Source organism: Pseudarthrobacter sp. 902506025, assembly GCF_040702325.1.
Taxonomy (GTDB): domain Bacteria; phylum Actinomycetota; class Actinomycetes; order Actinomycetales; family Micrococcaceae; genus Arthrobacter.
On sequence record NZ_JBFBKW010000014.1, the window covers coordinates 71,947 to 93,069 of the forward strand.

At 66.8% G+C, this 21,123-nt stretch carries 20 protein-coding genes; 13 read left to right on the plus strand and 7 right to left on the minus strand.

Annotated features, from left to right (window positions below; all coding sequences use genetic code 11):
* Nucleotides 1-85: 85 nt before the first annotated feature.
* Genes AB0280_RS19905 through tmk form a run of 3 tightly spaced genes read right to left on the minus strand, consistent with a single transcriptional unit; the run spans nt 86 to nt 3,536 of the window.
* Nucleotides 86-1,654: an alpha/beta hydrolase gene (locus tag AB0280_RS19905; protein WP_307488037.1), complete on the minus strand. Its 1,569-nt coding sequence runs from the start codon at nt 1,652-1,654 to the stop codon at nt 86-88.
* The gene (locus AB0280_RS19910; protein ID WP_224024971.1) at nt 1,651-2,814 is read right to left on the minus strand and encodes a DNA polymerase III subunit delta'; all 1,164 of its coding nucleotides are present in this window, start codon (nt 2,812-2,814) and stop codon (nt 1,651-1,653) included. Before AB0280_RS19910 ends, AB0280_RS19905 begins: the two co-directional genes overlap by 4 nt.
* Entirely contained in the window at nt 2,811-3,536 is a 726-nt protein-coding gene (gene tmk / locus AB0280_RS19915; protein ID WP_307488039.1) for a dTMP kinase, read from the minus strand. The genes AB0280_RS19910 and tmk overlap by 4 nt, the downstream gene beginning before the upstream one ends.
* Nucleotides 3,537-3,669: 133 nt before the next feature.
* On the opposite strand from tmk, the gene AB0280_RS19920 reads away from it, so the two are divergent.
* A complete protein-coding gene (locus tag AB0280_RS19920) occupies nt 3,670-4,860 on the plus strand; it encodes a trans-sulfuration enzyme family protein (RefSeq protein WP_307488041.1) in 1,191 nt (396 codons plus the stop codon).
* Nucleotides 4,861-4,869: 9 nt separating this feature from the next.
* The gene (locus AB0280_RS19925) at nt 4,870-5,223 is read left to right on the plus strand and encodes a DUF2516 family protein (protein WP_159632915.1); all 354 of its coding nucleotides are present in this window, start codon (nt 4,870-4,872) and stop codon (nt 5,221-5,223) included.
* A 16-nt stretch (nt 5,224-5,239) separates the two neighbouring features.
* On the opposite strand, the gene AB0280_RS19930 is transcribed toward AB0280_RS19925, so the two are convergent.
* Nucleotides 5,240-6,064, minus strand: a complete 825-nt coding sequence (locus AB0280_RS19930; protein ID WP_307488044.1) for a class I SAM-dependent methyltransferase — start codon at nt 6,062-6,064, stop codon at nt 5,240-5,242.
* Nucleotides 6,065-6,197: 133 nt separating this feature from the next.
* On the opposite strand from AB0280_RS19930, the gene AB0280_RS19935 reads away from it, so the two are divergent.
* Nucleotides 6,198-6,944 (plus strand): phosphoglyceromutase, encoded by a 747-nt coding sequence (locus tag AB0280_RS19935; RefSeq protein WP_159632913.1) that lies wholly within the window; start codon nt 6,198-6,200, stop codon nt 6,942-6,944.
* A 145-nt stretch (nt 6,945-7,089) separates the two neighbouring features.
* On the opposite strand, the gene phoU is transcribed toward AB0280_RS19935, so the two are convergent.
* Nucleotides 7,090-7,752, minus strand: a complete 663-nt coding sequence (phoU, locus tag AB0280_RS19940; protein ID WP_159632912.1) for a phosphate signaling complex protein PhoU — start codon at nt 7,750-7,752, stop codon at nt 7,090-7,092.
* Nucleotides 7,753-7,958: 206 nt separating this feature from the next.
* On the opposite strand from phoU, the gene AB0280_RS19945 reads away from it, so the two are divergent.
* A complete protein-coding gene (locus AB0280_RS19945) occupies nt 7,959-9,218 on the plus strand; it encodes a sensor histidine kinase (RefSeq protein ID WP_275181025.1) in 1,260 nt (419 codons plus the stop codon).
* Nucleotides 9,215-9,895 carry a response regulator transcription factor gene (locus tag AB0280_RS19950; RefSeq protein WP_142119926.1) on the plus strand — a complete coding sequence of 227 codons (681 nt, stop codon included), beginning with the start codon at nt 9,215-9,217 and terminating at the stop codon, nt 9,893-9,895. Before AB0280_RS19945 ends, AB0280_RS19950 begins: the two co-directional genes overlap by 4 nt.
* Nucleotides 9,896-9,975: 80 nt before the next feature.
* On the opposite strand, the gene AB0280_RS19955 is transcribed toward AB0280_RS19950, so the two are convergent.
* Nucleotides 9,976-10,563: a hypothetical protein gene (locus AB0280_RS19955; protein ID WP_159635768.1), complete on the minus strand. Its 588-nt coding sequence runs from the start codon at nt 10,561-10,563 to the stop codon at nt 9,976-9,978.
* Nucleotides 10,564-10,834: 271 nt separating this feature from the next.
* On the opposite strand from AB0280_RS19955, the gene AB0280_RS19960 reads away from it, so the two are divergent.
* The 8 genes from AB0280_RS19960 (at nt 10,835) to AB0280_RS19995 (ending at nt 18,369) form a co-directional block, all read left to right on the plus strand.
* Nucleotides 10,835-11,317 (plus strand): CarD family transcriptional regulator, encoded by a 483-nt coding sequence (locus AB0280_RS19960; RefSeq protein WP_011690592.1) that lies wholly within the window; start codon nt 10,835-10,837, stop codon nt 11,315-11,317.
* A gap of 109 nt (nt 11,318-11,426) precedes the next feature.
* Complete coding sequence (gene ispD, locus AB0280_RS19965; protein WP_224024978.1) at nt 11,427-12,209, plus strand: 2-C-methyl-D-erythritol 4-phosphate cytidylyltransferase; 783 nt, start codon at nt 11,427-11,429, stop codon at nt 12,207-12,209.
* Nucleotides 12,206-12,712 carry a 2-C-methyl-D-erythritol 2,4-cyclodiphosphate synthase gene (ispF, locus tag AB0280_RS19970; RefSeq protein WP_159632910.1) on the plus strand — a complete coding sequence of 169 codons (507 nt, stop codon included), beginning with the start codon at nt 12,206-12,208 and terminating at the stop codon, nt 12,710-12,712. The genes ispD and ispF overlap by 4 nt, the downstream gene beginning before the upstream one ends.
* 31 nt (nt 12,713-12,743) lie before the next feature.
* A complete protein-coding gene (cysS, locus tag AB0280_RS19975) occupies nt 12,744-14,210 on the plus strand; it encodes a cysteine--tRNA ligase (RefSeq protein WP_159632909.1) in 1,467 nt (488 codons plus the stop codon).
* Between the two features lie 79 nt (nt 14,211-14,289).
* Nucleotides 14,290-15,279, plus strand: coding sequence for a 23S rRNA (guanosine(2251)-2'-O)-methyltransferase RlmB (gene rlmB / locus AB0280_RS19980; protein WP_159632908.1), 990 nt, complete (start codon nt 14,290-14,292; stop codon nt 15,277-15,279).
* Between the two features lie 89 nt (nt 15,280-15,368).
* Nucleotides 15,369-17,468 (plus strand): glycogen debranching protein GlgX, encoded by a 2,100-nt coding sequence (glgX, locus tag AB0280_RS19985; RefSeq protein WP_366368510.1) that lies wholly within the window; start codon nt 15,369-15,371, stop codon nt 17,466-17,468.
* Between the two features lie 48 nt (nt 17,469-17,516).
* Nucleotides 17,517-18,005, plus strand: a complete 489-nt coding sequence (locus AB0280_RS19990; RefSeq protein WP_366368512.1) for a ribonuclease domain-containing protein — start codon at nt 17,517-17,519, stop codon at nt 18,003-18,005.
* Between the two features lie 7 nt (nt 18,006-18,012).
* Nucleotides 18,013-18,369, plus strand: coding sequence for a barstar family protein (locus AB0280_RS19995; protein WP_275180837.1), 357 nt, complete (start codon nt 18,013-18,015; stop codon nt 18,367-18,369).
* Between the two features lie 75 nt (nt 18,370-18,444).
* Here the strand turns inward: AB0280_RS19995 and glgP are convergent, their stop codons facing one another.
* Nucleotides 18,445-21,063, minus strand: coding sequence for an alpha-glucan family phosphorylase (gene glgP, locus AB0280_RS20000; protein ID WP_366368515.1), 2,619 nt, complete (start codon nt 21,061-21,063; stop codon nt 18,445-18,447).
* Nucleotides 21,064-21,123 lie beyond the last annotated feature (60 nt).

A 21,123-nucleotide genomic window follows, 5' to 3' on the forward strand; every position in this document is an offset into this window, starting at 1 on the left:
GAACCGGGCGCTTCATGCAAGAGTCAACTGTAATAGAGTCCCCGCGCCCCGGTCAAAATGGGGTGGGTCCGGGCTGCCGGGGCGGTCAGCAGACAGTGTTGTCGGCCGGAACCTTTCCACTCACCAGGTATTTGTCCACGGAGTCCTCGAGGCAGCTGTTGGCCCGGCCGTACGCGGTGTGCCCCTCGCCTTTCCAGGTCAGCAGCGCTGCGTTCCCCAGCTGCTTGCGCAGTGATGCAGCCCAGTCGACGGGGGTTGCGGGATCGCCGGTGGTGCCGATGACAACGATGGGGGAGTCCCCGCTGTATTCCACCGGCGCCGGTGTGCGGACGTTCTTGTACGGCCAGTCCGCGCAGGTGGTCCCGCCGTAGGCAAAGAAGTAGCCAAGGGTGGGGGAGTCCTGTTCCAGCCGCTTCTCTTCGGCCCGCATGCCCGCGGCGTCCGAAACCATGGGGTAGTCAAGGCAGTTGATGGCGTTGAACGCGAAGGTCGAATTGGAGGTGTACGAACCGTCGGACGCTCGGTCGGCTCCGAGGTCGGCGAGCCGGAGCATGAGGCTCACATCTCCGGACATGGCGGCCTCAAGTGCCTGGGTGAGGGCGGGCCAGCTTTGGTCGTTGTAGAGCGGGGTGATCAGGCCGCTGACAAACGTGGTTGCGTTGACCAGCCGGCCGTCCTTGGCGGTGCGGGGCGTCTCCCGGATGGAGTTGATCAGGTCACGGATCTGCTGCACGCCGGAGTCGGCGTCGCCGCTGAGCGGGCACTTGCCCTGTTTCTGGCAGCTGGCCACGAAGGTGTGGAGCGCTTTTTCGAAGGCCCGGGCCTGGCCGCTGGTCAGCTCTTCATTGGTGATGGAGGGGTCCAGGGCGCCATCAAGGACCATGCGGCCCACGTTGTCCGGGAACAGCGAGGCGTAGGTGGACCCAAGGAACGTGCCGTAGGAGTATCCGAGGTAGTTCAGCTTGGTGTCGTTCACCACGGCCCGGAGCACGTCCAGGTCCCTGGCGGCGCTGACGGTGTCGATGTGGGCCAGGACCGGGCCGGTTTGGGCCGCGCACTGGCCGGCGATGGCCTTGTTGTCCGCCAGCGCCTCCTGCAGCCCGGCATCGGTGTCGAGGGCGTAGATCTTGGCCCGGGATGCGTCACGTTCCGCGTCCGTCATGCAGGCAACGGGGGCGGAGCGCTTGACGCCCCGCGGATCGAAACCGACAAGGTCATAAGCGTTGCGGACAGCAGCTGAAAAATGGGTTCCGGCGGCATCCTTGACGAAGTCATAGCCGGAGGCACCCGGGCCGCCGGGGTTGACCAGGAGGCTGCCCGTCTTCTTGCCCGTGCTCGGCGCCCGCAGCGCAGCAAGCTGGATGGTGTCGCCGCCCGGATTGGCGTAGTCCATGGGGACAGTCACTTTGGCGCACTGGAACTCCCCCTCGCAGGGCTGCCACACCACTTCCTGCGAGTAGAACTTTTCCAGCCCGGCAGGAGCGGACGCAACGATCGAAGGATCGGCTTTGGCGGTGGCCGTCTCCGGCGGGTTCTTGCCGCCGCCGTTGAGGAGGCTGCACGAGGCCAGGACCATGGCCAGGACCAAGGCACCCGCGGCGCGGACGGCGACCGTCAGGGACCTGTGGCGTGCGGGCAGGGGGCGGGCAGTCATCGGGTCTCCTTGGAGGGCTGGATCAGGCTGGCCGCCATGGACTCGATGGTCAGCAGCGGGGCAACATTGGTGGTGGTGATGCGGTCACGGGCTTTGTTGATGGCGTCCATCCGGGCCAGCGTGGATTCCGGAGTGCTGCGGGAGGCGAACTCCTCCAGCTCACTCCTCAACTCAACGTTGACCAGTTCCACGGCGTTCCCCAGCTGGATGACCAGTACATCCCGGTAGAACGACAGCAAATCGGTGAGCGTCCGGTCCAGAGAGTCCGTGATGGATCGCTTGGCGCGGCGTTTCTGGTCGTCTTCAAGCTGTTTCAGCTGGCTGCGCATGGCCGGGGGCAGGGTTCCGGATTCCGGCGCCCCCAAAGTGGCAAGGAGGGCGGCTTTCTCCGCGGCGTCCCGCTCCTCGTTGGAGCTGTTAGCCTCTGCGGTGGCGATTTTGACCAGCTTGTCCGCCATCATGACGGCGGCCGTTACGCCCCGCAGTCCCAGCGGAAAACGGACCGTCTCCAGGCGCCGTTCCCTTGCCGCTGGATCCCTGGCCAGCCGGCGGGCAATGCCCACATGGCTCTGCGCTGTGCGGGCTGCCTGTTCCGCCAGGGCCGGGTCCACGCCGTCGCGCCTGACGAGCAGGGCGGCGACATCCGAGGCCGGCGGCAACCTCAAGGCAACGCTGCGGCAGCGCGAGCGGATGGTGACCAGGACGTCTGCAGGGGATGGCGCACACAGCATCCACACGGTGCGCGGCGTAGGTTCCTCGATGGCCTTGAGCAGCACGTTGGTGGTCCGCTCCGCCATGCGGTCAGCGTCCTCCACCACGATGATCCGCCAACGCCCCGACGACGGCCGGTTCCCCGCCGTCGCTACGAGTTCGCGGGCCTCGTCAATGGTGATGGTGACCTTTTCGGTGCGCACGAACGTCACGTCAGAATGGGTTTCGCCCAAAATCGTGTGGCACGCCTGGCATTGTCCGCAGCCGCGCAGGCCCACGTCCTCCTGGTCGCAGTTCAACGCCGCGGCGAACGCCTTGGCCGCATTGGAGCGGCCGGACCCCGGCGGCCCGGTAAAAAGCCACGCATGCGTCAGGCCTTCACCGCTGGCAGCCTGGCGCAGTTGTTCGACGACGGCGGGCTGGCCCTGCAGGTCATCCCAAACGGTCACGAGCCACCGCCGTCGCTCGCGGCACCCGGGACGGCCGGCTGCGGAACAGCATCCTGCACTCCTGCATCCTGCACGGCTGCGAAGGGAGCATCAAGCAGGGTGTCGACCTTCGCGAGGATCCGTGCGGCCAGGTCATCGACCGGCAAGTGGGCCGGCAGGACCAAATAGGAGGCGGGGCGGCGCGCCGCGAGCTCAAGGAAGGCGTCACGGATCCGGGTGTGGAACTCGTCAGCTTCGGATTCCAGGCGGTCCTCGGCTGCCTGGCCCGCGGTCCTGCGGGTACGCCCCAGTTGCGGGTCAACGTCCAGGAGGACAGTCAGGTGCGGCTGGAGGCCCGACGTGGCCCACTCATTGAGGGAACGCACAGCGTCCTGGCCCAGGTCGCGGCCGGCCCCTTGGTAGGCCACGGAAGAGTCGATGTACCGGTCAGTCAGCACAATCTCGCCACGGCCAAGCGCGGGGCGGATGACCTGGGCGGCGTGGGCAGCGCGGGAAGCCGCAAAGATTAGGGCCTCCGTGTGGGCGTCGATCTCGCCGTTGCCGTGATCCAGGACCAGGGAGCGAAGTTTTTCGCCGACGGGGGTGCCGCCGGGTTCACGGGTCCGCAGCACGGTGTAGCCACGGGATTCCAGTGCCGCAGCAAGCCGGGCCGCCTGGGTGGACTTGCCGGCACCATCGCCACCTTCGAATGCGATGAATACGCCGGCCCTCTGTTTGTTCACTTCTCAAGCCTACCGAGGCGCGGCGACATTCCGGGCCTCCGAATATCCCCTGTGCAGGACGGGTGGATGGACCGGCGTCCACAAAGCGACATTGCTTTTCCGCCCGATTGGGCCGAACAGTACGCTTTTGACCATGAGTCTTTCCGAGCACCAGGCCGCGTCCCTTTCACCCGAGACGGTGGTGGTGGCAGCGGGACGTCCGCCACGGGAAAGGGACCAGCCTGTCAATCCTCCCATCACCCTTTCCTCCACCTACTTCGGGACCGGCCCGCTCGGGGACGGGGACCGGGGCTACGGCCGCTACTCCAACCCCACCTGGGACCCCTTTGAGGAAGCGCTTGGCCAGCTTGAGGGGGCCGCGCTTCCGGGCCTGCTCTACGCATCGGGCCTGGCAGCGGTCAGCTCGGCACTGTCCCTGATTCCCGCCGGCGGCGTGCTGGTCATGCCCAACCACAGCTACTCCGGCTCGCTGGTGATGGCCTCGGAACTCGCGCAGAAAGGCTTCATCGAACTGCGGACCGTGGACATTGCCGATACCGATGCGGTCAAGGACGCCCTCGCTTCAAAAGGCCCGGCGGGGAACGCCGCCGCAATGTTGTGGCTGGAGAGCCCCACCAACCCCATGCTGGGCATCGCTGACATGACCGCCGTCGCGGAGGCCGCGCATGAGGCCGGCGCAATCGTCGTCACGGACAACACGTTCTCCACGCCCCTGGTCCAGCAGCCCCTGCTGCTGGGATCCGACGTCGTCCTGCACTCGGTGACGAAGTACCTGGCCGGGCACTCCGACGTCGTCCTCGGTGCGCTGGCCACCTCCGACCCGGAAATCCGCTCCGCACTGCTGCACCACCGCATCATCCACGGCGCCATCGCCGGGCCGTTCGAGGCGTGGCTGGCCCTGCGCGGGCTGCGGACCCTCGCGCTGCGCGTGGAGCGGTCCCAGGAATCGGCCATGATCCTGGCGGAACGCCTTGCCGCGCACCCCGCCATCGAGTCCATCCGGTTCCCGGGCCTCGATACCGATCCGGGCCATGCCCGCGCCAAAGCGCAGATGAAGGGATTCGGTTCCATCATCTGCGTGCAGGTGGCGCCCGCAGCAGGGCTCAGCGGTGCCGACGCTGCGGACAAGCTGGTGGAGGCACTGGATCTTTGGCTGCCCGCCACGTCCCTGGGCGGTGTCGAGTCCCTCATCGAACGCCGGCGCCGCCACACAGCCGAACCCGCCAGCGTCCCCGAGAACCTGGTGCGGCTGAGCGTCGGGGTGGAGAGTGTCGAAGACCTTTGGGCTGACCTGAAGCAGGCGCTGGACACGCTGGACGGCTAGGCTGGGCTTGTGGACGGTCGAATAATAATCAGTTACATAGAGCAGGCAGTGTTCTTCATCCTCGGCCTGGTGGCCCTGGGGCTTGAGCTCTGGGCGTTCGTGGACTGTGCCCGGCACCGGCCCAACGCCTTCGAAGCCACCGGCAAGCGGACCAAGACGTTCTGGCTCGCCCTTACCGGCGGGTCGGCCCTGATTGGCGTAATTTCGCTGTTCGGCGCCGGCGGAGGCCTCTTCAGCACTCTTGGCCTGTTCGGACTGGCCGCGGTTGTCGCAGCCTCCGTCTACCTGGCCGATGTCCGTCCCGCCGTGAAGGACGCAGGCCGCGGCGGCAGCCGCAACATGGGCCCTTACGGTCCCTGGTGATCCGCCCCGGCAGGGCCTAAACCTGGGGGGCCACTGCCTCCCAGTCCACCGTCAGCTCCCCAAGGCGCCACCGGGCGGGGCCGTCCTGGACCGGCCACCCGGCCGCGCGCAGGCTGCGGCACATGCCAACCCAGCGCTGCCTGTTGCCGAATGAGGCCAGCGGTGCGCTCTCAAGCCATGCCCGGTCCATCGCCTGCATGAAGGCATGAACCGGTTCTCCGGGGATGTTCCGGTGGATGAGGGCCTTGGGAAGCCGTTCGGCCACTTCCGACGGCAGTTCGAAGCTGCCGAAACGGACCGAAATACTCAGGGACAGCGGCCGGTCCCGGTCCAGCGCCACCCAGGTAACGCGCCGTCCGATTTCGTCGCAGGTGCCGTCCACGAACAAACCGCCGGGGGACAGCCGGTCCTGCACCATCCGCCAGATACCCTGTACGTCGGCTTCCTCATATTGCCGCAGGACATTGAACGCACGGACCAGGACGGGGCGCCCGGGAACGGGCAGTTCAAAGCCACCCACCTGGAAGGCCAGCCCGGGACGCTGCAGCGGAAGGGCCGCCCGCACGCGCGCGGGGTCAATCTCAATCCCGCAGACCCGCACGTCCGGCCGGATGGCGGCGAGCCTTTCATAAAGTTCGACGGCGGTGGCCGGCGTCGCGCCATAGCCCAGGTCAACCACCAGAGGGTCCGCCGCCGACCGGAGCCGCCAGGCCTGCGGTCCCGTCAGCCAGCGGTCCACCCGGCGCATCCGGTTGGGGTTGGTGGTGCCGCGGGTCACGTTGCCAACCGGCCGGCCCCGCCTGGCGGGGGACGTCCTCCCGGAAAGTTGCGGGGCGTTCACCCGTTCAGCCTTTTGAACCACTGCCCAACCCTATCCCTTGCCTCCGGGCCGGCTTCCGGCCGGTACCCCCGGCCCCTGTAGGAGCCATGTAACGCTGGGTGGGCGGCAACACTGCTCGGCTAGGATGAAAATCATGACTTACAAGCTGATTCTGCTGCGCCACGGCCACAGCGAATGGAACGCCAAGAACCTGTTCACCGGCTGGGTGGACGTTGACCTGAACGACCAGGGCCGCGCGGAAGCAGCGCGTGGCGGCGAGCTGCTGGTGGAAAACAATATCCTCCCGGATGTGCTCTACACGTCCCTGCTGAAGCGGGCCATCAATACCGCAAACATTGCCCTGGACAAGGCCGACCGCGGCTGGATTCCGGTCAAGCGCGACTGGCGCCTGAACGAACGCCACTACGGTGCGCTGCAGGGCAAGGACAAGGCCCAGACCCTGGCCGAATACGGTGAAGAGCAGTTCATGGAGTGGCGCCGTTCCTACGACACCCCGCCGCCGCCCCTGGACGACAACAGCGAATTCAGCCAGGCCCACGACCCCCGCTACGCGGACCTGGGCGACGCCCTTCCGCGCACCGAGTGCCTGAAGGACGTCCTGGTGCGGCTCCTGCCCTACTGGGAATCGGACATCAAGGAAGACCTCAAGGCCGGCAAGACCGTCCTGGTCACCGCGCACGGCAACTCGCTCCGCGCGCTGGTCAAGCACCTGGACGGCATCAGCGATGAGGCCATCGCCGGCCTGAACATCCCCACGGGCATCCCGCTGGTGTACGACCTCGACGAAAACTTCCAGCCGATCAAGCCTGGTGGCACCTACCTCGATCCCGAGGCCGCCGAGCAGGCCATCCTGGCAGTCGCCAACCAGGGCAAGAAATAAGACTTCGCGGTTCTTCGCCGGGTGCTCGGAGGTTCCTCCCTTAGACGCACTCCGGCCGAAGAACGCGCTGCGTCAAAAGTGAAACGACGACGGCGGGCTGGTCACCTCAGGTGACCAGCCCGCCGTCGTACTCCGCGGTTTTTGTTCAGCTGTGTTCGGTGGCGTTCGGCTGCCACGCGCCGGTCACGAGGTAGGTCACCTTCTGCGCGACGGAAACACCGTGGTCTGCGAAGCGCTCGAAGTAGCGGCTGGCCAGGGCAACATCCACCGTGGTGGCGGGGGACTCCGACCACTCGGGGGCAGCGATGGCCTTGAAGACGCTCAAGTGCAGATCGTTGATGGCCGTGTTCGCCTTGAGGATGTCCCGGGCCACCTCGAGGTCGCGGCTTTCCAGCAGGACCGTCAGCTTGTCGGCGATCTCCTGGTCCAGCTCCGCCATCCGGTTGAAGGTCTCCGTCATGGACGCCGGAATCACCGTGGAGGGGTACCGGAGGCGGGCCAGCTGTGCGATGTGGCGCGCCAGGTCACCCATCCGCTCCAGGGATGCGCTCATCCGGAGGGACCCTACGATCATGCGCAGGTCGCTGGCGACAGGACCCTGCAGCGCCAGGATGTCGATGGCCCGCTCATCGAGGCTGTTCTGCAGGAAGTCAATGCGCGCATCCGCAGCGATGACATCCTGGGCGAGGTCCACGTCCGCCACCTGGAATGAGGTGGTGGCTTTGTCCATAGCTTCGCTGACCAGCCGGGAGATCTCCACCAGCTGGTCACCAACCTGGGTGAGTTCTTCCTGAAAAACCTTACGCACTTAGGGCGTCCTTTCCTTGGAACTCCCGCCGGCCGCTCCAGGGCAGCAGGAATCGTGTCGCCGTTGGGCGCTCTGACCTCTAACTTTGTCATCGCCCGGTAAACGATTATGCCCACACAGGTGAACGTTAGTTGAACCGTTCGCGGTTAGTGCCTTGAGTCGGCTGGAGGCGCCGGGCAAGAGCATAAAGTGGAGCTGTGGATCCTATGCTCATTGGTCTGGTTGCCGGCCTTATCGGCCTGGCGCTTGGCACGTTCGGCGTGCTTGCCTACCGGGTCAGCGAGAAGCAGCGCGAACTGCTGGACGTCGATGCCGAAGAGATTGCCCTGCCGGCGGGAGCCGCGGAGGTGCTCGCCGTCGTCGGACGGGCCTTCGTGGTGCTGGACGACGTCGACGGCGTGGTCCGCGCCAGCCCCGCGGCCTACGCGTACGGCCTGGTCCGCGGGCACACCGTGGTGCACAAGGAACTCCTGGACATGACCGCGGGGGTCCGGCGGGACGGCGTCATCCTGGAAAAACAGCTCGAGCTTCCGCGCGGACCGCTGGGACAAGGGACCATCATCGTCCAGGTCCGGGCCGCCATGCTGGGTGAGGAATACATCCTCCTCTTGGCCGATGACCGGACCGAGATCACCCGGACAGAAGAGATCCGCAACGACTTCGTGGCCAACGTGTCGCACGAACTGAAGACCCCGGTGGGTGCCATCTCCCTGCTGGCGGAGGCCCTGGAGTCCTCCGCCGACGACGAAGAAGCTGTGCGCCGCTTCGCCAAGCGCATGCACAAGGAATCCGCACGCCTGGCCGCCCTGGTCCAGGACATCATTGAACTTTCCCGCCTGCAGGGCGCCAGCGTGACGCAGCAGGGCGGCCCCGTGGACATCAACGCCGTCATCGCCGAAGCCGTGGACCGGTCCCAGCTGCCCGCCGAAAGCAAGAACATCAGCATCGTGGTGGGCGGCCGCACCGAAGGCAAGGTGTTCGGTGACCAGGACCTCCTGGTCACCGCACTGCGGAACCTCATCGACAATGCAATTCGCTACTCGCCCCCGAACACCCGCGTTGGCATCGGCGTCCGGTCCCGGGACGGCCTGGTCTCCATCTCCGTGACCGACCAGGGGGACGGGCTCTCGCCGGAGGACCAGGAACGCGTCTTCGAGCGCTTCTACCGGGTGGATGCCGCCCGCTCCCGCCAGACGGGCGGCACGGGCCTTGGCCTGAGCATCGTCAAGCACGTGGCATCGAACCATGGCGGCGAGGTGACGCTGTGGTCCCAGCCCGGGCAGGGATCCACCTTCACCCTCCGGCTGCCCGAGATGGAAGGGCAGGACGGCGACGCCGGGCTGTCGCTTTCCGCCGCAACGGCACCTGCACCGGCTCCGGGGCCGGCGCACGGGGCGCCCGAACAGGCCACTCTGACCCAAGTACCCCGCGCCGCCGGCGCAACAGAACGAGGAGCTAGCGCTTGAGCAGGATTTTGATTGTTGAGGACGAGGAGTCGTTCAGCGATCCCTTGTCCTATTTGCTGGGCAAAGAAGGGTTCGAGGTTGAGGTGGTGGACAACGGGCTGGACGCCATTACCGAATTCGACCGCAACGGCGCCGACCTGGTGCTGCTGGACCTGCAGCTCCCCGGGCTTTCCGGCACGGAGGTGTGCCGCCAGCTCCGGCAGCGCTCCAGCGTCCCCGTGATCATGCTGACCGCCAAGGACTCGGAAATCGACAAAGTGGTGGGCCTGGAACTCGGCGCCGACGACTACGTCACCAAGCCCTACTCATCCCGTGAACTGGTGGCCCGCGTCCGGGCTGTCCTGCGGCGCCAGGGAGAACCTGAGGAACTGATCTCCGCCACAGTCCAGGCCGGGCCCGTCCGCATGGACATTGAACGGCACGTGGTGAGCGTGGACGGCGAGCAGGTCCTCCTTCCCCTGAAGGAGTTCGAGCTTCTGGAGATGCTCCTGCGCAACTCGGGCCGGGTGCTCACGCGCGGGCAGCTGATCGACCGTGTGTGGGGCTCGGACTACGTTGGCGACACCAAGACCCTGGACGTCCATGTGAAGCGCCTCCGCGGCAAGATCGAGCCGGACCCCTCGGCCCCCCGTTACCTGGTGACTGTCCGCGGCCTCGGCTACAAGTTCGAGCCGTAAGGCAGCATCGCCAAATACCGCAAAAAGGGAGGAGCCGCATGGCTCCTCCCTTTTGGTGTCCGCTGCTTGCAGCGCCCGCTTTAGCGGGTGGTGGCGGTTGCCGTTGCCGTGGCGCCGGAGGTTGCGCCGGCGGAGGACGTTGCGCCCGCACCTGCGGAAGAAGAGGACGACGGCGTGGGCGTCGCCGAGGGGCTCGGGGTGGGGACGTAGTCCTTGTACTCCTGCAGGGTGGCGTCCAGGACGGGAACCTTGACCGTGCTGCTGACGTTGGTGCCGTTCTCGCTGATCTTGACGTCCACCAGGGAGCCCGGCTTGCCGCCGGTGGTGCTCAGGATGGCCGCGTCGGTCTTCTCGGTCAGCATGGTGGAGGAGTTGGCCTTCACCGAGACCTCGGTCTGTGAGCCCTTCGCGCCGTTGACGGTCAGCTTCACGTCCTTGGAGGAGGAGTTGTAGACGGCACCGATCAGGCGGCCGGGCTCGTTCTCGCCGGTGGAGACGATGAGGATGTTCCGCAGCTGCAGCGGACCGAGGTCTGCGCGGATGCCGTCCGAGGCGGAGTACTGATGGCTGGTCTGCTGGGGCGTGATGTAACCGCAGCCCGCGGTCAGCAGGCTGGCGCCAAGGGCAGCAGCCGTCAGTGCCAGTTTGCCGCGCTGGGCCCGGTTCATCGCAGTGGAACGCACGTCACGTACTCCTCGAGAAATTTGAAGTCTTTTTCAGCCATAGCCTATCGGCAAAGAGGGGCAAACGAGGATTCGGCGGTGTCACATCCCCCGTGGGAGCGCTCACCTGATGCACTAATCAGCGCATCCGTCAAGGGGGTGGAGGGGGTTGATTGGGCCGTTTTCCCGCGTATTTTCGCGGTTGGGAGCCCTTTCTCCGGCCGGTCATATGCCTGAATCGTGATAAACTGGTCTGCGGGAAAGGGGAAATGTCCACATGGTATTTGAGGTCGGCGAGACAGTAGTTTACCCTCACCACGGTGCTGCGAAGATTGAAGAAATCAAGATGCGCACCATCAAGGGCGAAGAGAAGATGTATCTCAAGCTCAAGGTGGCTCAGGGTGATCTGACCATTGAAGTTCCAGCAGAGAACGTTGACCTTGTTGGGGTCCGGGACGTAGTGGGCAAGGAAGGCCTGGAGCACGTGTTCGATGTGCTCCGCGCCGAGTTCACCGAGGAGCCCACCAACTGGTCACGCAGGTACAAGGCAAATCTGGAGAAGCTTGCTTCCGGTGACGTCATCAAGGTGGCAGAGGTTGTTCGCGACCTGTGGCGCCGGGATCACGACCGGGGCCTTTCCGCAGGCGAGAAGCGAATGCTGGCCAAGGCCCGCCAGATTCTGATTTCAGAACTGGCGCTGGCTGAAAAGACCGACGAGGAGAAGGCTGCAAGCGTTCTCGACGAGGTCCTGGCTTCCTAAGAATTTAGCCCCGGCTGCACGCAAGTGCCGCCGGGGCTTCTTTTTTTGGGCCCACCGCGGCGGTGCCTAAATCGCCCATCGGAAGTGGCGGCGTCGTAGGCTAGTCCGCATGAGTGAATCACCCACGCGCCTGGTCACAGCGGTCATCGTGGTTGCCGCAGGTTCCGGGCAGCGCCTCGGCTACGGCATGCCCAAGGCAGCCGTTCCGCTGGGCGGAGAACCAATCCTGATGCATGCCCTGCGCGGCATTGTCGCGTCCGGTGTGGCCACCCAGGTGTGCGTCGCGCTGCCCGCCGGCGACCAGGACCTGCGCCGGCTGTGCGACGACTTCCGGGAGGAACTTGCCGACGGCGGCCCCCTCCTGACCGTTGTCGACGGCGGATCCACCAGGGCCGGGTCCGTGCGCGCCGGAATCGCCGCACTCATGGACGGCATCGAGGCCGTCCTGGTCCATGACGCCGCACGGGCCCTCACCCCCGAATCCGTCTTCCATCGCGTCAGCGACTCCCTCGTTGCCGGCGCCGCCGCGGTCATTCCCGTGCTCCCTGTGGTGGACACGGTCAAGACTGTGGCGGCCACGGCCGGCGATGACTCGGCGATTGCCCCCGAGGTCGTCACGGGGACCGCCCGGCGCGAGGAACTGCGGGCAGTGCAGACTCCGCAGGGCTTCACGATCGGCACCCTGCTGAAGGCGCACGAGGCGGCGCAGGGCCTGGACGGCCAGCAGGCCGCAGCGGTCACCGATGACGCGATGCTCGTGGAGATGCTGGGTACCCCGGTCCATGCAGTCCGCGGGTCCACACAATCCCTGAAGATCACCACCCCCCTGGACCTCATCTTCGCCGAAGGGCTCCTTGAGGGTCCGCTTGGTGCCCGCTGGGTGGAAGGATGAGCCCGGACGTGGTCCTTCCGCGCACGGGCGTGGGAATCGATGTCCATGCGTACGCCCCGGAGGATTCCCCCCGTCCGCTGTGGCTCGGCGGCCTCCTCTGGCCCGGCGAACGCGGCCTCGCCGGACACTCCGACGGCGACGCCGTGGCCCATGCCGCCGCTGACGCCTTGTTTTCGGCCGCCGGCATCGGCGACCTCGGCACCCACTTCGGTACGGACCGTCCGGAATTCGCCGGAGCGTCCGGTGCCACCCTCCTCGCCGAGGCCGCACGGATCGTCAGGGCGGCCGGGTTCGAGATCGGCAACGTGGCCGTGCAGTTCGTGGCCAACCGGCCCAAGTTCGGGCCCCGCCGGGAAGAGTCGCAAAAGGTCCTGAGCGAGGCGGCAGGCGCCCACGTCGGCGTCACCGCAACCACCAGTGACGGCCTGGGATTCACCGGGCGCGGGGAGGGCATCTCCGCCGTAGCCACCGCCCTGGTGTATCCGCAGCCCCTACGCCCGTGAGGTGGCCGGGCCCATCAGTTAGTCTGGAGCGGTGACCCTGCGCTTCTATGACACTGCCTCCGCCGAAGTCCGGAACTTCGTCCCCCTCGTCGAGGGCAAGGTCAGCCTCTACTACTGCGGAGCCACGGTCCAGGGGATGCCGCACGTCGGCCACATCCGCTCAGCCATCGCGTTCGACCAGCTCACCCGCTGGCTGCAGTACCGGGGCCTGCGCGTCACGGTTGTCCGCAACGTGACGGACATTGACGACAAGATCCTGGCCAAGTCCGAGGCCTCCTTCGCCCCCGGTTTCAGCCCGGAACCCGGAGAAGTAGCCGGCGAAGAATGGTGGGCCCTGGCGTACCGCTACGAGCAGGAGTTCCTGAAGGCCTACGACACCCTCGGTGTTTCGCGCCCCACCTACGAACCCAGGGCCACCGGCCACATTCCGGAGATGCACGCCCTGATCCAGCAGCTGATCGACCGCGGCCACGCCTACCCGGCCCTGGATGACTCGGGCGACGTGTACTTCGACGTCCGCTCCTGGAACAAGTACGGCGCGTTGACCCGGCAGAACATCGACGACATGCAGGCAGCGCCCGACGCCGATCCCCGAGGCAAGAAGGACCCCCGCGACTTTGCGCTGTGGAAGGGTTCCAAAGAAGGAGAGCCGGCCACCGCCAGCTGGTCCTCGCCCTGGGGTAACGGACGGCCCGGCTGGCACCTTGAGTGCTCCGCCATGGTCACCAAGTACCTCGGCACCGCCTTCGACATCCATGGCGGCGGACTGGACCTGCGGTTCCCGCACCACGAAAACGAGATGGCGCAGTCGCAGGCGGCCGGACACCCGTTCGCCAACTTCTGGATGCACAACGGCATGGTGACCTACCAGGGCGAAAAGATGTCCAAGTCCATTGGCAACACCATCAGCCCGGCGGAAATGCTGGAACTCGCCCCGCCCCGCGTGGTCCGCTACTACCTGGGGCAGGCGCACTACCGGTCCATCCTGGACTACCGCCCGACGTCCCTGCAGGAGGCCGCCGCCGCCGTCGAACGCATTGACGGATTCCTGGCCAAGGCTGCGGCGCGCTTCGACGGCGACACGGGCCTCGCGGACGGCCCCCACGGTTCATCGTCCGCAGCCGTGGATGCCTTCTGCGAAGCAATGGACGACGACCTCAACGTCCCGCGCGCCCTGGCCGCCCTGCACGAAACCGTCAGGGCGGGCAACACAGCCCTCGCCGAGGGTGACGACGACGCTGCCCGGAACGCGATGCACGCCGTCATCCTCATGACCGGGGTCCTGGGCCTGAACGCCGTGGCAGGCTCCGCGGCGGTGAGCACGCGTGAAGCCGAGGCGCTGGGCGTTCTGGTGGAGGCGCAGCTGTCCGCCCGGGCGGCTGCCCGCGCCGACAAGGACTGGGCAAGGTCCGATGCCATCCGGGACACCCTCAACCAAGCCGGGGTCGTCGTGGAGGACGGTCCGGACGGCGCCACCTGGAGCCTCAAGCGGGACTGAACAGGCCGCTGCCCCCGATTTTTTTCGGGTCAGTAGACTGGTATGCAGATTCAGTCAGCACAATCAAGGGTGGAACATCATGGCCAACAATGGTCGCCGATCGGTTAAAGCGAAGAAGGGCCCAACCGTCGGAACCGGTGGCCATGGCCGCAAGGCCCTCGAGGGCAAGGGCCCCACGCCCAAAGCCGAGGACCGCGTGTACCACAAGGCGCACAAGGCACGGCAGCTTTCCGAGCGGTCCGCTGCGAAGCGCGGGACCGGTGCCCGCAGCGCCGGCGCCGCCAAGTCCGGCCCCAAGGGCCGCGCCACCGAGGAAGTAGTCACCGGGCGCAACTCCGTGGTCGAGGCGCTCCGCGCCGGCATCCCCGCGAAGGCCCTCCACGTTGCCATCCGCATCGAAATGGACGACCGGGTCAAGGAATCCCTGAAGCTCGCCGCCGAACGCGGCATTCCGCTGCTGGAGACGGGCAAGCCTGAACTGGACCGGATGACGGATGACGCCGTCCACCAGGGCCTGGTGCTGCAGATCCCGCCCTACGAGTACCTGGACGCCTACGAGCTGGCCGAGGAAACCGTGGACAAGTGGAAGAAGGGGCACATCGCCAACGCGCCGCTCTTCGTGGCCCTGGACGGCATCACCGACCCCCGGAACCTGGGTGCGATCATCCGCTCCGTCTCCGCCTTCAGCGGCCACGGCGTCATCGTGCCCGAGCGCCGTTCCGTGGGCGTTACCGCCTCGGCCTGGAAAACCAGCGCCGGCGCGGCCGTCCGCGTGCCCGTGGCCCGCGCCTCCAACCTGAACAACGCCCTCAAGCAGTTCAAGACCATGGGCATCTATGTCCTGGGGCTCGACGGCGACGGCGACGTTTCACTGCCCGATCTCACCCTGGCCACCGAACCGGTGTGCATCGTGGTGGGCTCGGAAGGGAAGGGCCTGAGCCGCCTGGTGCGGGAAAACTGCGACCAGATCGTCTCCATCCCCATCGATTCCGCCATGGAATCCCTGAACGCTTCGATGGCTGTGGGAATCTCGCTGTACGAGGTTTCCCGCCAGCGCGCGGCCGGATAGTTTCACGGGTCCGTAATCCGCGGGTGGGTTCCCGGCGCCGCAGGCGCGTATGGGCAGGTCAAGTGCCGCTGACCGCTACTATTTAGGTGATGGTCATGCCGCTTTTCGACACCGCTTCCACCATGGACGCCTCCACGGCCGTTCCCCTCGGTGTCAGCGTCCCGCGCGCTGATTCCGGCGGTACCCGCCACCACGCCGGCGGACGCGCCAACGTTGCCTGCTTCGCCCCCGGCGTCGCCAGCCTGGACATCGCCTACTGCCCTCCCGGCGGCCAATGGCGGACCCAGACCCTGCCCAACATCACCAAGGGGGTCCACCACGGCATCGTGGAGGACCTGCCCTACGGATCGCGCTACGGCTTCCGCCCGACGTCGGACAGCCAGCCGTTGCCGCCGGAGCGTCCGGCAGGCAACGGCTCCGCCCGCCAGCCCCTATTGCTGGACCCATACGGCAGGGGAGTGGACCAGCAGGATGGCTTCCTTACCAGCGTCCGCACCGCCGTCGATTTCGACTGGGAAACAGACGAACGGCTGCGCCTGCCGTGGCGCAACACGATCGTCTATGAAGCGCATGTCCGCGGCCAGAGCATGCTCCATCCCGACGTGCCGGAGGAGCTCAGGGGCACCTATGCCGGCCTGGCCCACCCCGCCGTCGTCGAGCACCTCACCGGCCTGGGCATTACGTCAGTCCAGCTCCTGCCCGTCCACTTCCACATCGACGAGCCACACCTGCAGGACCTGGGCCTCAGCAACTACTGGGGGTACAACACCGCCGCCTTCTTCGCCCCGCACCCCGGCTACGCCACCCGCGCAGCCCAGGAAGCGGGCCCGCAGGCGGTCCAGGACGAGTTCAAGGCCATGGTGAAGGCACTGCACGCCGCCGGGCTGGAAGTCATTCTCGATGTCGTGTACAACCACACGGCCGAGGGCACGGCGGACGGCCCTGTCCTGAGCTTCCGCGGCCTCGGCGAAGGCACTTACTACCGGGTGGACGGCCACGGCAAGTACCTCGACACCACCGGCTGCGGCAACTCCCTCAACTTCGGGGACCAGCATGTGGTCCAGCTGGTGACCGACTCCCTCCGGTACTGGGTGGACGAGTTCCACATCGACGGTTTCCGGTTCGACCTGGCAGTCACGCTGTGCCGCAACGCCGCGAACGAGTTCGACCCCCATCACCCCTTCCTCACCGCCGTCGCCGCCGATCCCGTCCTGTCCGGGGTCAAGCTGATTGCCGAACCCTGGGACATTGGCTACGGAGGCTGGCAGACGGGCCGGTTCCCCCGGGGGTGGGTTGACTGGAACGACCACTTCCGCGATGCTGTCCGGACCTTCTGGCTGGCAGACCGCGCGGCCATCGATTCCGGCGGGCACGGCGGGACGATGGCGAAACTCGCCGACGCCCTGTCCGGTTCCGCAGGCCTCTTCCAGGCGTCCGGCCGCTCGCGCCTGGCCTCGGTCAACTTCGTCACCGCCCATGACGGCTTCACCATGAACGATCTCGTGTCCTTCGACCGCAAGCACAACGAGGCCAACGGCGAAGAGAACCGGGACGGGCACGGGGACAACCGCAGCTACAACCACGGCGTGGAGGGTCCCACCGAGAACAGCGCCATCCTGGCACGGCGTGCGCAGTCGCGGCGCAACCTGATGGCCTCGCTGATGGTTTCGCTCGGCGTTCCTATGATCACTGCCGGGGACGAGCTGGCCAGGACCCAGCACGGGAACAACAACGCCTACTGCCAGGACAATGCCATCACCTGGCTGGACTGGACGCTGACGCCGGAGGCGCACGAGATGCTGCGCAGTACCAAGCGGTACATCCGGCTGCGCAAGGAGTTCCTGGCCGCCCAGCCGCATGATTTCCCGGTCCGGGATGAACAGTCCTACCTCTACTGGTTCGACCAGCACGGCCAGCCCATGTCCGCCGAGCGCTGGAACGATCCGCACCACCGCGTCCTGCAGCTCCTGCTCCGCGACGACGGCGGCGACCTTGCCGGGCTGGTGGTGGTCAACGGAGGCGCCCATGACGTCGAGGTCACCCTGCCCGACGCCGGACGGCCGGCTCCGAGCCTGTTCGAGCTCCGGCTGACCACCTCACCCCGCCACAAGCAGCGGCAGGGCATCCAGGTGGCTGCCGGGGACGTCGACCTGGCCGAGGCCAACTCCATCAGCATCTACCGCACGTAGCTACAGCATCACCAGACGCCAGTCCACCCATCCGGCAGGTAATCCCGAATGCGCAACCGCTCCATCCTCCCGCTGCTCCTCACCACCCTGGTGGTCCTGGCCGTGGTGGCCTTCGGCGGTGCCGGGCTGCTGGGCGGGCAGACGGACGGCGCGACGCCGGACGCTGGTTCCAGCCGCGCGTCCACTCCGGCTGGAACGGCCACGTCCCCGGCAGCGAAGCAGTCAGCGCCCCACCGGGGAGCCAACCCGTCCAGCCTCCCGGAGATCAGGGAATCCGCGCTTCCGGTGGAGGGCCGCCGGGTGCTGGCGCTGATCCGGGCGGGCGGCCCGTTCCAGTACGGGCAGGATGACCAGGTGTTCGGAAACTTCGAGCGGGTCCTCCCAGCCCGGGACCGCGGCTACTACCGCGAGTACACCGTCCCCACCCCCGGTGAACCGGACCGGGGTGCACGGCGCATCGTGGCGGGCAATGGCGGGGAGAAGTATTACACCGGCGATCACTACGCAACGTTCAAGTACATAGCGGAAGGCAGCTAGCACAACCATGAAAATCTTCTCCGGCGACACCTGGACCCTTGAAGAACTGCAGGAACAGGTGGCCGACGCCGGGCGCCGCAGCGTGGTGGTTCCCCCGGCGGACAGCAAGCGCGCCGTCCTGGAAACCTTCGGCGAGGTTTTGGATTTTCCCGAGCACTACGGCGTGAACCTGGATGCGTTGAACGACTCGCTCCACGACTTTGCGGACAGCATCAGCGAAAACGGTACCCCGCCTGTCACGGTCCTGTGGCAGGTGGCGGCGCCGTTCCGCGCCGACAGGTCGTTCGGCATCCTGTGCGAGATCCTGCAGGACGCGGAACGGTATGCGGGCAAGGACCTGGCCGTCACCGCAGTGCTTCTTTAAGTGACCGCGGTGCTTCCTTAAACGGAACGGCAGGCCTGCCAGGAAGCAGGCCTGCCGGTCCTTATCCGCAATGGGCTAAGCGTTGACGATCAACCCGAGCTCCGCCTTGGAGGCCAGGGCATCATGCCGGGGCAGGACGCGGACCGTGTAACCGAACGGCCCGGAGCGGTCGATGACCAGGGAGCCGCTGAACAGGTGCCGCCCGCTGCCCAGGTCTTCCTTCACCTCGAGCTCCATCATGGTGATGTCGGCAAGGGCGTCGTTCTCCTCGGCCCGGCCGTAGGCCACCTCGACGCAGACGTCCTCCGGGGTGAGGACGTTCAGCGCCACGTAGGCGTTGACCTGGAGCGTGTCACCGATCTGCGGATCCTCGGATACCCCCACCGAATCAACGTGCTCAACGTGGACCTGTGGCCAGGCGCCGCGTACCTTGGCGGACCAGGATGCCAGCGCACGGGCCTGGGCGTAGGAGTTGGCAGTGGCGCTGCGTCCCGCTTCCGCGGCGGGGCGGTACAGGATGTTCACGTAGTCGCGGAGCATGCGCTCAGCGGACACGGCCGGGCCGAGGTGCGAGAGGGTGTGCTTGATCATGGACACCCAGTGCGTGGGCACCTTCTCGCTCCGCGTGGTCGAGGGCCCCGCAGCACCAGCGCCTTCGGACACCGTTCCGCCGTAGAAGCGCGGCGCCACCTGTGTTTCCAGCAGCTCGTACAGCGCCGCCGCCTCGATGTCGTCCCGCTCCTCGGGGGAAGCGTCGTTGTTGGCCGTGGGAATCGCCCAGCCGTTCTCGCCGTCGTACATCTCATCCCACCAGCCGTCCAGGACGGAAAGGTTCAGCGAGCCGTTCAGGGCTGCCTTCATGCCCGACGTGCCGCAGGCCTCCAGCGGACGCAGCGGATTGTTCAGCCAGACGTCGCAGCCCGGGAACAGGGTCCTGGCCATGGCGATGTCATAGTTGGGCAGGAACGCGATGCGGTGCCGGACCTCCGGATCATCCGTGAACCGCACCAGGTCCTGGATCATTTTCTTCCCGGCGTCATCGGCAGGATGCGACTTGCCGGCGATAACCAGCTGGATGGGGTGGTCCTTGTGCAGGAGCAGCGCCTTCAACCGCGCCGGTTCCCGCAGCATCAGGGTCAGCCGCTTGTAGGTGGGCACGCGGCGGGCAAAGCCAATGGTGAGGATGTCCGGGTCCAGGACGTTGTCTGTCCAACCCAGCTCTGCGTCCGCCGCGCCGCGCTTCTTCCAGGCCGCCCGCAGCCTGCGGCGGACGTCCTCCACCAGGGCAGCGCGCATCTCGCGGCGCAGCGCCCAAACGTCGGCGTCGCTGACGTTGTAGGCCAGGTCCCATTTGCCCAGCGCTTCGGCCTCGCTGCCAAACTGGTCGCGGGCGAGCTTGGAGATGCGGCTGTCCACCCAGGTGGGCACGTGCACGCCGTTGGTGACCGAGGTGATGGGCACCTCGGAGTGGTCGAAGCCCGGCCAGAGGGCGGAGAACATGCCGCGCGACACCTCGCCGTGGAGCTTGGCCACGCCGTTGGCGCGCTGGGCCAGGCGCAGGCCCATGACCGCCATGTTGAACACGGCCGGGTTACCGTCCGCGTAGTTCTCCCGTCCCAATTCCAGGACACGGTCCACGGGCACGTCCGGAGCCAGTCCGGCCTGGAAGAAATGGCTGATCTGGTTAATCTCGAACCTGTCGATGCCGGCCGGCACCGGCGTGTGCGTGGTGAACACGGTGGAGGCCCGCCCGGCGGCGAGTGCTTCGTCGAATGTCAGGGCCTGTTCGCCGGACATCAGTTCCTGGATGCGCTCGATGCCAAGGAACCCCGCGTGGCCTTCGTTGGTGTGGAACACCTCCGGCGCGGCGCTGCCCGTCAGCTTCTGGAAGGCGCGCAGGGCCTTGACCCCGCCCATCCCCAGCAGCAGCTCCTGCTGCAGCCGGTGGTCGCCGCCTCCGCCGTACAAACGGTCGGTGATGCTGCGGGCGGCGTCGTCATTGCCCGGCACGTTGGAGTCCAGGAGGAGCAGGGAAACGCGTCCGACGTCGGCCCGCCAGATGTGTGCCAGCAGCCGGCGCCCGTTGGGCAGGGGAAGGGAGACCTCCAGGGCCTTGCCGTTGCCGTCGGGGGAGGGTTCCCGGAGCAGGGTCAGCGGCAGGCCGTCCGGATCCAGGACGGGGTAGGTCTCCTGCTGCCACGCGTCGCGGGACAGTGACTGCTTGAAGTAGCCCGCCTGGTACAGCAGGCCCACCCCGATCAGGGGGACGCCGAGGTCCGAGGCAGCCTTCAAGTGGTCGCCGGCGAGGATTCCCAGGCCGCCCGAGTACTGGGGGAGGACCTCGGTGATGCCGAACTCGGGGGAGAAGTAGGCGATGGAGGCGGGTGCATCCGGGCCCAGGCCCTGATACCAGCGCGGTTCCTGGAGGTACCGGTCAAGGTCCTGTTCTGCGGCGCGCACCCGGTCCACCACCGACTGGTCCGCGGCGAGCTGCTGGAATTCCTCCCGGCTGACCATGCCCAGGAAACCGATGGGGTCCTGCCCGCTTTCCTCCCACAGCCGCGGGTTCAGCCCGGCGAAAAGCTCCCGGGTGGGGCGGTGCCAGGACCACCGCAAATTGCTGGCCAGCCTGGCCAAAGGCCGAATGGGTTCGGGGAGGACTGTACGGACCGTAAACCTGCGGATTGCCTTCACCTGCGTCACACTAACCGACAACATGCGCGGCCGGAACCAGCTTTCGGTTTCTTTTGGGTA